The sequence below is a fragment of the Vibrio sp. T13N genome, from assembly GCF_032970445.1.
Classification (GTDB): domain Bacteria; phylum Pseudomonadota; class Gammaproteobacteria; order Enterobacterales; family Vibrionaceae; genus Vibrio; species Vibrio diabolicus.
This window is the reverse complement of the sequence record NZ_JAWJYE010000027.1, coordinates 1-11183: the sequence shown is the minus strand read 5'-3', so window position 1 is coordinate 11183 and position 11183 is coordinate 1. Positions and strand designations below refer to the sequence as shown.

Annotated in this window: 18 protein-coding genes; all 18 read right to left on the bottom strand. The window is 40.2% G+C overall.

The features are described 5' to 3' along the window. Nucleotides 1–34: 34 nt before the first annotated feature. Nucleotides 35–376 (bottom strand): hypothetical protein, encoded by a 342-nt coding sequence (locus R2S67_RS22070; protein ID WP_041852946.1) that lies wholly within the window; start codon nucleotides 374–376, stop codon nucleotides 35–37. A 158-nt stretch (nucleotides 377–534) separates the two neighbouring features. Next, nucleotides 535–999: a DUF2846 domain-containing protein gene (locus tag R2S67_RS22065; RefSeq protein ID WP_005397344.1), complete on the bottom strand. Its 465-nt coding sequence runs from the start codon at nucleotides 997–999 to the stop codon at nucleotides 535–537. A 169-nt stretch (nucleotides 1000–1168) separates the two neighbouring features. Then, nucleotides 1169–1795, bottom strand: coding sequence for a LysE family translocator (locus R2S67_RS22060; protein WP_150918836.1), 627 nt, complete (start codon nucleotides 1793–1795; stop codon nucleotides 1169–1171). Between the two features lie 308 nt (nucleotides 1796–2103). After that, on the bottom strand, nucleotides 2104–2457 hold the full coding sequence (locus R2S67_RS22055) for a DUF1428 domain-containing protein (RefSeq protein WP_012841750.1): 354 nt from the start codon (nucleotides 2455–2457) through the stop codon (nucleotides 2104–2106). A gap of 97 nt (nucleotides 2458–2554) precedes the next feature. Beyond that, nucleotides 2555–3160, bottom strand: coding sequence for an SDR family oxidoreductase (locus R2S67_RS22050; protein WP_170903380.1), 606 nt, complete (start codon nucleotides 3158–3160; stop codon nucleotides 2555–2557). An 81-nt stretch (nucleotides 3161–3241) separates the two neighbouring features. Further along, entirely contained in the window at nucleotides 3242–3538 is a 297-nt protein-coding gene (locus R2S67_RS22045) for an antibiotic biosynthesis monooxygenase family protein (RefSeq protein WP_104971812.1), read from the bottom strand. A 143-nt stretch (nucleotides 3539–3681) separates the two neighbouring features. Further along, nucleotides 3682–3969 carry a putative quinol monooxygenase gene (locus tag R2S67_RS22040; RefSeq protein ID WP_317347072.1) on the bottom strand — a complete coding sequence of 96 codons (288 nt, stop codon included), beginning with the start codon at nucleotides 3967–3969 and terminating at the stop codon, nucleotides 3682–3684. Between the two features lie 143 nt (nucleotides 3970–4112). Beyond that, nucleotides 4113–4754, bottom strand: a complete 642-nt coding sequence (locus R2S67_RS22035) for an alanyl-tRNA editing protein (protein ID WP_317347070.1) — start codon at nucleotides 4752–4754, stop codon at nucleotides 4113–4115. Nucleotides 4755–4899: 145 nt separating this feature from the next. After that, on the bottom strand, nucleotides 4900–5445 hold the full coding sequence (locus R2S67_RS22030; protein ID WP_317347069.1) for a GNAT family N-acetyltransferase: 546 nt from the start codon (nucleotides 5443–5445) through the stop codon (nucleotides 4900–4902). A 149-nt stretch (nucleotides 5446–5594) separates the two neighbouring features. Next, on the bottom strand, nucleotides 5595–6164 hold the full coding sequence (locus R2S67_RS22025; protein ID WP_244190829.1) for a hypothetical protein: 570 nt from the start codon (nucleotides 6162–6164) through the stop codon (nucleotides 5595–5597). Nucleotides 6165–6300: 136 nt separating this feature from the next. After that, a complete protein-coding gene (locus R2S67_RS22020; protein ID WP_134646484.1) occupies nucleotides 6301–6714 on the bottom strand; it encodes an RDD family protein in 414 nt (137 codons plus the stop codon). Between the two features lie 150 nt (nucleotides 6715–6864). After that, on the bottom strand, nucleotides 6865–7473 hold the full coding sequence (locus R2S67_RS22015) for a pyridoxamine 5'-phosphate oxidase family protein (RefSeq protein ID WP_182019309.1): 609 nt from the start codon (nucleotides 7471–7473) through the stop codon (nucleotides 6865–6867). 146 nt (nucleotides 7474–7619) lie between these two features. Further along, nucleotides 7620–8021: a DUF2007 domain-containing protein gene (locus tag R2S67_RS22010; protein WP_104971817.1), complete on the bottom strand. Its 402-nt coding sequence runs from the start codon at nucleotides 8019–8021 to the stop codon at nucleotides 7620–7622. Between the two features lie 104 nt (nucleotides 8022–8125). Continuing rightward, on the bottom strand, nucleotides 8126–8647 hold the full coding sequence (locus R2S67_RS22005; RefSeq protein WP_317347067.1) for a GNAT family N-acetyltransferase: 522 nt from the start codon (nucleotides 8645–8647) through the stop codon (nucleotides 8126–8128). A 145-nt stretch (nucleotides 8648–8792) separates the two neighbouring features. Beyond that, on the bottom strand, nucleotides 8793–9389 hold the full coding sequence (locus R2S67_RS22000; protein ID WP_317347066.1) for a glutathione S-transferase family protein: 597 nt from the start codon (nucleotides 9387–9389) through the stop codon (nucleotides 8793–8795). Between the two features lie 160 nt (nucleotides 9390–9549). Continuing rightward, nucleotides 9550–10017: an Sbal_3080 family lipoprotein gene (locus R2S67_RS21995; RefSeq protein ID WP_152814821.1), complete on the bottom strand. Its 468-nt coding sequence runs from the start codon at nucleotides 10015–10017 to the stop codon at nucleotides 9550–9552. A gap of 85 nt (nucleotides 10018–10102) precedes the next feature. Continuing rightward, a complete protein-coding gene (locus R2S67_RS21990) occupies nucleotides 10103–10954 on the bottom strand; it encodes an IS3 family transposase (RefSeq protein WP_317347065.1) in 852 nt (283 codons plus the stop codon). After that, nucleotides 10951–11183: transposase (locus R2S67_RS21985; protein WP_317347064.1), on the bottom strand; the 233-nt coding region annotated here is incomplete at its 5' end. The genes R2S67_RS21985 and R2S67_RS21990, both read right to left, overlap by 4 nt.

Here is an 11183-nt window from a genome sequence, read left to right as displayed (position 1 = left end):
ACTTAATAAGGAAATGCTTTGAACAATGGTTAGATCAAATTACATAATGGCAAATAACACCGCCCGAAAAGGTAAAAATTAAAGACCAAACCAACACACTTTGAACAGGAAACATATGAAATATCAGCGGTGGGAATACTTTAATATCACGAAATGAGAATAATATTTGAGGTTGAAGATCCCAACATGTAGCTAAAGATGCGCCTCTTTTGAGCCGAGGATGCTTGATCAAATACTCAGCATAGGATGAATAAACCGTCCACAACCCTAACAGCCCAAATAACTCGATGATAGAAATAACTTCCAGACTAAATGGCAATAGTGAAGGCCCACCAATGAGTAAGATAATTGCGAAGATCCACATCTTATTTTTCATTACACATCCTTGTTGCTGATTTACGCTTATGTATTACCAATAACAACACCAAGTAAAAGCTGTTGGCCATAAAAACGCAACCCAACGTTGAACTTTTCATGTCAAGCGCTGGGTTGYGTTTTTTTAAGTACTTTTAAATGTAAAATCAGTCAGTTAAACTAGATCGAAGGACAGTTTCCTTTTTCTGCCATGTCTACTTTTAGTACTTCTGCTTTACCTTTGCTTTCGTCCACGAGTTCTACGCCCGCACCACCAACAAATACACCCATTTTAATGTATTGATTAACGAAATAATTACGGCCCTCTTCCGTTAAGATAGTTAAGTGATTTTCAGAAAACTCAGACTCTGTACTTACTTGATGTTCTTTATTGCCTTCGACCTCATGGTAGAAGAATACACCAGGAGCTGTTTCACCAATACATTCCCCATCGACGTAAACATACTTTTTAAGCGCTGCTCCGACAAAAGCATCTTCTCGATAAATGTAAATCCCTGCGTTCCCCTTTTGAGGTGCTTCAAATGATTTCATTTGATTTGATACTGTCGAATCAACAGTAGGAACAGAAGCACAACCTGACAAACCCAAAAGGAATGCGGAACACAGAATTACTTTATTTTTCATGTTATTAACCTAGCTACGATAAAATCGCGCCAACCATACTATAAATAAATACGTTCACTTATTGGTATTTATGAAATTTGTGATTCAACCTATGCAATAGCACTCATTTTACGTATAGGTTGAGCAAACATTAGCCATATAAAAATCACGAGAATAAAATGCCCTGTATCTAACGATCACTAAATGCCACTTTACTCGCTAGACTGATAAGCAGAATACCCGAAACACCTTCAAGAGTTCTAGAGTAACGCTGAGAGTGTGAACGACTAAATACCCAATTCCCCACAGATGCGTACAAAACGTTACATGTCGTCGCAAGTGCGCTGAACAGCAAGCCAAGTACTAATAATTGCATTGATGTTGAGCTTGCAGACGTATCAATAAATTGAGGCAGAAATGACAGGAAGAATAACGCTACTTTTGGATTCAACACGCTGACAATAACCCCCTGAACAAACACATTTTTATTATTATCAACATTTTTGTTTTCAACGATTTTACTTTCTCCACGCCACATGGACAGTAATGACTGAACACCTAAATAAACTAGGTAAGCGGCCCCTAACCATTTAACAACGCTAAAAGCCAAAGATGAACTCAGAATTATTGCTGACAAACCTAAACATGCCGCTAGTGTATGAAAAAAGTAACCAACACCAAGCCCCAGAGCCGCTTTCAGCCCAGCAGATAATTTACCTTTCATTGTATTGGAAACAATATAAATTACATCAGGTCCAGGAATCATGTTGATAGCGAGACAAGCGACAACAAATAATAATAGTGAGTTTGAATCCATTCTTTTCTCCAAATTAACGTCTTGCGGGATAACATCTCATCGAACTATAAGTAATGCAACGTCTAGGTTTCCGTTGGTTATCAAGGCGTTGACCGCAGTTCATTAACGTGCCTGCCATCGCAGGCCCGGGGCTAGCTATAGCTGATACGACAATCAGTGAATAATTTATCCCTTCCATTTTTACTCTAAGCCTCCACATGAAGTTTTATCAACCCTTATCGCGGAATACTTTATTGAATGTACATCAGAAGCGTAATCCTGATTAAAGCACCAAGTGTCACGAATCAAGCTGGGGATTCTCTGATATTTTACTGCTCCAAAATAACATCAAATCCACCATAAATGAGACGCTTTCCATCAAAGGGCATTGGGTTATTCTCAGGACTCATTCGAGGATCACCCATGATCCGCTGCCACCCTGAGTCTCGCACTTCTTTTGAAGGCCAGACTACCCATGAAAACACAACGGTTTCGTTGCTTTCAGCTTTAACTGCCATGGGAAACGATGTGATCTCACCATCTGGAACTTCACTTCCCCACGTCTCAATAACCTTTAAGGCCCCAAACTCCCTGAACATTTCTGCTGCTATTTTTGCGTGTGCGATATACTTTTCTTTATTCGCTGTCGGTACTGCAGCGACAAACCCATCAATGTATGACATAAGTAAACTCCTTTCATTGGAGTTATAACCATAGCTCAATAAAAAGAATGCACATGATGCCAAATCATAGAAGCAGGTACGTAATACAGCTTGAGAGCTACATTCCTAGCTTGGACTTTATATGCATATTTGAAAGGTATGTGTTTGGATCTAGCTTAGTTAGCGTATTTATAATTTCCAAAACGCTCGAATACTCAATACGTTCCTCTTCTGCATGCCCGATCCCACCTATTGTAAAGTGAGTAAAGCGGTAATCACGATAAACGTTTTGAAGCTGGCTAGAAATATCTTTGAGTAATCTTTTACTGAGGCTGAATGCAGGGTACTCACTATTTTCTGAAAGCTCTGCTGTAGATCCAATAGATACAATATTGCATTTATCGTTAAGTGAACCTAAAGCGTTAAGTTCATTGACTAAATTAAGATACCCAATCGGGCCAACATTCATAAACTCAATCAGTTCGTTTGTTGTCAATTTTGAAGACTCTCCCCACATCGACGCCAAATAAACTATGATGTCAAACTTTACACCTTTGAAGCACGTGTAATCTGGTTTTTTCTCCGGACTAACATCAATACGAACAGAAGCTACTCCATCCTCAACTAGCTTTGATCTAGAAATAGTATAAGTTTCTATACCCTGTAAGTTCGTAGCCAAGAACCTTCCTAGACCCTTACTACCTCCAACAATTAAAATCTGCATAACCCTGTTCCTTGGTTAAGATTGTCTTTCATATTATCCGCCAAACTGTGCATTAGGCATCACTTTAACGTTTCTATTGCCCTACTTAGTTCTATCTTCAATTTCATCGAATGGTTCGACTGAAATACGCTCTGCAATTTCACTCATCTTCTTCATTTTTTCTGGGTTACTAGTCTCCCAAAACCGCTCCCAGTCTTCACGTGTTCGCCACTTGGCAATAGTTAAAACCTTTTCCGGTACATCGTAAGAACGAAGCATAAAACTACCAAACGCCCCATCTACTGACTGATGAATTGAATCTGTCGTCGAACGCCAGATATTTTGAAACTCATCCATTTTTTCACTTGGCACACGCCATTCATACACAACTCTAAACATAACACTTCCATTAAAATTTCTAGATTTAACACGGCAAAGTATCAAGAACACTAAGCCAGGTGAATAGATGAATAAAGCAACATAGTAGAGCGTAGAGCAACCTAAAAAACAAAGCGTAAACGCTCTAAATCACTCCGATTCGATTAGTAATGCACACATTCAAAGATTTCGTATTGACGTTTAACATTGGCTGTTACTTTTCCCCAATGTGAGGCTTGAACTCTTTCCTGATGTTGTTTAAAAGAGGCTTTGTCGACGAACTCCTCATAGACATCAAAACGAAAAGGATTAGTCGGGCTTTGAGTCACAAGAAAAGTAAGGCAACCCGGCTCTTCTAACGTGAGCCTTTTGTGAGTTATTAACTCATGTTTTACTAATTCTAAATCCTTTTCCGGAACTAAAATAAAGCCTTTCAATGCTACCTTCGACATATCATCCTCTCGCCCCTATCGTGTAGCGTTGCATTAAGAAGTAGCCAACACGCCCTCAATCTCAATCATCATATCGCAAATGTGAATCTCACCATGAACTAAAATGCCACGTGTTAGGAATCTATTTCGAATGCCTTATCGACTTACGAGCATAAGGTTATCTCAACCCTTTCTTTGCCTTTACCGATGTTCTTGCGTTTTAGTTGAATTTGGCCGACTTCTGATGTGCGCTTTAAATGAGTGCCACCGCAAGGTACTTGCGCAAACCCATCCACTCTCCAATACCTTCTTTCACTCTCTTGATCGGAAAAGTCACTAATAATAACTGAATCAGAGTTAATCAAATCTTGCACATCAGTTTCAATTGCTTTCAATAACGGACCAATACTTTCAGACCACTCGAAATCTATGCGGCTCTTATTTTCAGAAATATGCGCGCCTATCTTAACAATGCCTTCTCGACGCTGATAAAACATCTCGAGCACCACTTCGGCAGCAAAGTGTAGCTTCATTAAGGCGTACCTACGCTTCCAATCAATACACGTAGTTACAGTGTCACCAAGAGTAAGGTTTGGAGACGATTCCAATGTGTAAATAAGTCGAACACCTAACTTTTGAGCAATCAAAACCGGAATACTATTAATCGTTCCTTTATCACTCTCTTGTCCTCCAGACTCCGCAAAGAAGATAGTCTGGTCCAATTCAACTTTATTTCCGTCTACATTGGTCACTCTTGAGTTAAGTTCTGTTTGGTAGGGATTAACCCAGAATAATTTCTCGCTCATGCTKCTATCCTTGCAGTAAGTCCTATCCTTGATAGTACATTCAGTGACCACTAAGTCAATTCAAGAAACCTCACCGTCAAGTGTAAGGCTGTGTTGTATAGAGCACGAGCAGGCTAGACCTATTAGATACTTTTAAGGCCGGATACTAAACGCTGTCCAGAGGGTTAGCCAACAACCCATAAATTGCGGAATCTGATACTACTCCATTCACTTCCCAGCGCTGCCTTAGGAAACMTTCCTTTATAAAACCTAGCCGTTCCAAGACTTTACCTGAAGAAACATTGTCTGGATCTATCTCAGCCTCGATTCGACGTAGATTCAGTGTTTTAAATGCGTGTTCGATTAATGCGTTTCCCGCCTCTAGTACAATGCCTTTATCCCAGAAATTGCGACTAACGCCAAAGCCAATTTCTGCGCGCCTGGACTCTTTCACGTAGTTAAACAGCATTATCTTACCCAGAAGTTGGCCATTACTCCTTAGGAAGATGCCTAGTGTCATTTCTGTATTGCTATTCATGACCTGTGTACTATTGGTTATAAATGTTAGAGCCTCATCAATTGAACCCCAAGGGCCAGAGTTCCAATATTTCATGACCTCATGGTCTGAGAATATGCCAAACAATTCGCTTGCATTATCTTCAACTAGCTCTCTTAGAATTAATCGTTCCGTTTCGATCTTAGTTACTAACATTTTTTGGTCAGCCTTTTGATTTGTTATTGGTGAATAAAAACCAACTAAAGTGTGATATACGTAATACAAATGCTCTCGTATAACACTTTTTAATAAGCTCAACGCATAGTAAAAGCGCCACTTGTCACGGTTCTCAATTGAAGCAATTTTTAGACCTTCAAGTGCTTCAACAAGTAACCTTTGAACGCATCATAGTTTGGAATGAGTTGATCACGAGTCCTAAGTTCGGACTCAAAATAGGCCATATACTTTATTGCTTCATTTGGCGAAGTTTTACTTAGAAGCAAAGGAAGCAGTCGTATACGAGTGGAATAACTGAACACAGGCCAGACTTTTACATCTTCGCTTTTTAAACTCTCGATAACCCGCTTTCTATCTCTTAGTTTTTCTAACTCAATAGGTAGTAACTGTTTTACCATATAAGCGAAAGCTATAGGACTAATTGCGTCGGTATATGAATTGCCAGTGATACTGCTCAACATGCGAGAAACACCACCAATACAACGCATTTCTCTAGGTAAGACCTTTTCTATATCTTTGTATTTAACCCCGAAGGAAGGGTTCAAAACAGTAAGCCCAAAGTTTAAGTGAAACCATTCGACATCGACCTTACCCACCTTGCGCTCCCATACTCCTCTAGATTTGATAAACTTGAAACCGCTCGGAGCTAAAACCTTATCAATCTCCAAAATGAAAGCTTCGGAATGCTCTTTATTCATAATTACGTACTGATTCTGATTGCCTAACACCGAATTTAGGTGTGAGCAACGCCACCACCTAAGCGAAGCTGTCCCACCCTGAAAACAAAGCCCGACTTGAACCCAAGCCCCCAGCGCTGTCAATTTCTTAAACAAGCTAGTGAACTACCACCACTGTTCTCACTAACTTATCACCGAGCCGTTGCCTCTTTTTACCAAGAATGAAAATTGAGTCAATAAAACCGAAGAATGGAGTAATAATATTTCTAAAAAGTGACTGAAAAATATTGCACCTTTTACCCGTTCTTGCACTTATAACTGCAATGCCCAAAAGTTTTTTACCCACACTTTGACCATTTGGTAAACAATCAGAAAAAAGGTAATACGATACAGTCGCAGTTACTCCCATAGCGCGAACAAGTTCCTTTTCAATACCGATTTCTAAGCCGCCCCATAAAACGAGAGTAAAAATGCTAAAACTGATAAAAAGATCAATCATTTGTCCAACACACCTAATTCCCGGACTAGCCAAAACGTAATTTTCTAGAGTAAAGTTTTCTACATTTTTCATTTTAAAATTTGGACTAACAATTGTTTATTTGTGGACTAACGTTATGGGATGAGTAACATCCCACCAAAACTAATCCATAGTGCCGTACAGCAGGTCAAACCTAAAGAGCCAAGCATTTTTCTCCCTTTTAAACACTTTACTACACTCGCTCTAAAGACTGGATTGGTAATATTTCAACATCTCTTCTTGATTAAGCGCTTTATTTTCTAACTTTTGTTGATCTTTAAAGATTTGAGCTAATGAAGGGAGAATTGAGCGATTGACTTTATAGTCATCAGACCAAAGTTTCCCTCTCATCACAGCTTTCGCACAATGAAAGTACATACTCTCGATGACTATTTTGATAACAACCTTAGGATCTTTACTTCCATCGGGGCAAGCAGATATCAATTTGGGGTCTGTGTGAATACTTGCAATTCCTTTAATACGCAGTACTTCATCAATACCATTTACCATCAATAACAACCCAACTTTGGGGTTACTAATGATATTTTTTAGACTATCTATACGATTGTTTCCCGAGCTATCAGGGAGCAACAATGTTGATTCATCTAAAACTTTTACGAAGCCAGGTTCCCCTCCTTTCGGAGAGAGATCGATATAGCCTTGTGTATCGGCGGTACTTAGAACTGCAAAATGGCAATTATTAATTAATGTAATCGCATGAACATCCAGGGCAGGCAACGCTTTATTTTTAGCTCTCGCACTTGGCTCTGCGTAAATTTCTTTTAACTGCTCTATTGTTTTAATTTCACTCATTCAATGTTGTCCCTTCACTATCGTATAATGCTTTGCTTGGAAGTAAGCAGAACTCTGACTTCTGCATAGCCACTCAACCTAACGCAAAGTAAAAATGCTACGCGTGCAAATTATCTCTTCAACGCTTTATTATCTAACGACTTAAATTAAAGCCTTTCACTGAATTCCCCACACTGCTTACACTTGTAACCATGCTTGTAAAAGAACAATGGAAAACCCAGTAAAATAAAGACTAAGAAAGCTGGACGCTTACCTTTTGTAAATGCAAATAGCTCTTTACTACCACAGTTAGGGCAAACATCTTTTCCTTCATCAACGGCAAGTTCACTTTCTAATGATTCTGAGAAATCACTGCTAAGTATTTGTTTCGCGTCTTCTGCATCACTTTCGGCCACCATCAGACGAACGCCGCCCATTGCATTTGAATAAAGCCACTGAGTATTCACCGTGTGCTCGTCAGCAATGTGGCTTTCTATTCCGACACTATCTAGGCTTGCTCTCGCAATATGAGCTTCATGAGGAAAAGAAAACCTTGCTACTACAATCACATATTACTCCTTGTGGAAAAGCGCTCTCGTAAGGTATAAGCTACGCGAATTAAAAATGCCACGTGTGGCGTTTCTTTTCAAACAGTTTATTAACCCACTACAGACTAGTACATATACCCTAACCAATCTATATGACCAACAGCCCAAATTTTTCCGCTGATAGGTTTAACATATAAATCATCGACTTGCTCTACAGCAACACCGTAATTTTTATGTTCATGAACTCGCAACCAAGAACTTAGAGAGTTAAGGCGCACATAACCATTAGCCACATAAAAACGATCCAAATCGGAGACTAAAATGATGAAGTCGACATCTTTAGTTGACGCATACTCGCTGAGTTGAGACAACATTGTTGTGCCAATACCTTGCCTTTGAAGTTTGCTCTCGACACAAAAATCACTCACACCTAATACTTTATAAAYTTCATCACCGACGCGAACAACTCTGTAGTCTAATCCCATGTAACCAACTAAGTGATCACCTTCGTACTTCAAAACTCTCATATGTGGGAGTTGCTTATAGTAAGAACGGTCAACCTGATGTTCAGGAAACGACTTGTTTCTCAGAGCTTCAATTGCATTATGCTGCGCTTTAGATAACTCGATTTCTGGGTAAATATCCATATTTGACCTTTGAGTATTAATGACCTTTTGGAGGTGAGCAACGCAATACCGAGCCTTCCGCATACCGATTTAATCACTGAGCTCAACGTACAGTTAAAATGCCACGTGTTGCGAATCTATCTTAAACGCTATGTTATGCGCGTGGTTAATACATACCTACATAACCGTCCAGCTTGCGAATTACCCCAATCCAACGCTCGATATTTGAGTAAGTTTCTAGGTTAAAACCACCCTCATCTGCGACATGGGTGTAAGCATATAGTGCGATATCAGCAATAGAAATATTATCACCAACTAAGAACTTAGTTTTTGACAGCTGTAGCTCCATGATTTGTAATGCTTTATGGCCGCCTGATTGTAGTGATTTATATTCTTCTAGACGGTGCTCCGGCATACCTTGATACTTCTGAATAAAACGCGCTACTGCAATATAAGGCTCATGTGAGTATTGCTCAAAGAAAAGCCATTCGTACACTTTTGCTTTTTGATAACTATCCTTAGGTAGATAAGGTGTATCTTCTGCAAAGTACCCCAATATTGCATTGGACTCACAGAGCACTCGACCGTCATCTAAAACGACTGTCGGGATTTTACCATTTGGATTGAGGGCTAAAAATTCTGTTGTTTTAGTCTCGTTATCTAAGATATTAACGTGTTTCCATTGATGCTCAATGCCAAGGAATGAAAATAGTAATTTTACTTTTAAGCAGTTACCTGACTGCAAATCTCCATATACAACCATGACACTCTCCATGTTTCAATTCGTAAAAGCGCATAACGCGCAGTTAAGGCATGAACTACGCTACCACCCAAACTAAACGCTTGTGCCTTAAACACGAAACCCAACCTTGAACTGAAAATGCCAAGCGTTGGGAATCATTCTTGAACAGTTTGTTACGTCGCTACATTTCGCCCGATTTAATTTTGAACTGAGCTTCATTAACCGACTGTTTCCCAAACAGTAAATCCATCATCGCGATGATTCGTTTATTGTCATTTCCCCACTTATCTGAATTGGCACTATTTGGCGCTTTGAACTCTACTTCGCCAACTTTTTTACTGTTTTTATATGCCTTAACTTGGGCATCTGCAATAAACGTTCTAAAGTCCCAACTCCAGCGCGATACATAAGTCAACGTAAGTTCAGAGCTCTTAGGAAGAGTTCCATCACTTACAACCGTACATTTATGTGCTGTATCCAAACACCATTCTTGTATCGAGTCCAAGAAAACATCTCGTGTGGCGTCATCTTTTACAATGGTAATTTCCTTGCTCTGGTTATCTTCCGAAATAGCTTCAACTGTATATTTTGGCGCTGCGCATGCCGCCAATAGAATAGGCAAGCTAAGAATGATTAGTTTCTTGTACATTTTACATCTCTTTTAATAAATCTATAATTGTAAATGAATTTCATGTGGCTGCTGGTGTACCCCACAAAAAGTAGACAGTACATAACTACATACTTTCGTACTCAACTGGGCTGACATGTCCCAACGCTGAGTGTCTTCTTTTGCGATTGTAAAATACCTCGATGTATTCGAAGATGCCCATTCGGGCTTCTTCGACAGTTTGGTAGTCTTCTGCGTATATCAGTTCGACTTTTAGTCGACTATAGAACGACTCCATCACCGCATTATCCCAACAGTTACCCTGTCGACTCATGCTTGGTACACCTCCATGCTTGCGCATGAAATCTTGATATTTATATGCTCTGTATTGTACACCACGGTCTGAGTGGATAATGATACCCCTAGGCGGCTTACGTGACTCAAACGCCATTTTTAGGGCATTGGTGATGAGCTCGACTGTCATCGTTGTCCCTAGCGACCAACCCACAATGCGCCTTGAATGCAGGTCCATCACTGTCGCCAAGAAGAGCCAACGGCTCTTCACCCAGATATACGTGATGTCCGTAACCCACTTCTGATTTGGTGTCTCAGACTCAAAGTCTCTTCGCAGTAGATTATCGGCAACATTCGTCATAGCAGCCACATCCTTGCTGTATTTAAACCCTTTGCCATTACGCGCCATGATATCTTTTTCTTTCATAATATCAGCCACATAGCTCACACAGCAGGCATAGCCTGCTTCGTTTAGCTCTTCGGCTATGCGCACTGAACCGTAACGTGCCCGATATGGGGCAAAGGTACACATGACAAGCTGTTCAAAGCGCTCTCGCCGCTTTGAACGTTCACTCGGCGTATGATGGCACCACTTGTAGTAGCCACCTCGACTCACTTCTAAAGTACGACACATTAAGCTAATCGAGTACTCGCCGGTATAGCTTTCAATGAACTCGTACTTCACTCTTGCTGCTTCGCGAAGTACGCCGAGACCTTCTTTAGGAATTCCATTTCATCTTTGAGTCGCTTGTTCTCGCGCCTTAGCGCTCGAAGTTCTTCGGACTCTTTCTTCGAATAATCGACACCGTCGAAGGTGTTAAACTGTTTATCAGATAGGCGTGTGAACTGGCGCTTCCAGTTACGGATCTGCTGGGCACTGATGCCCAGCTCCTTAGCAACGGAGACTGCTGTTC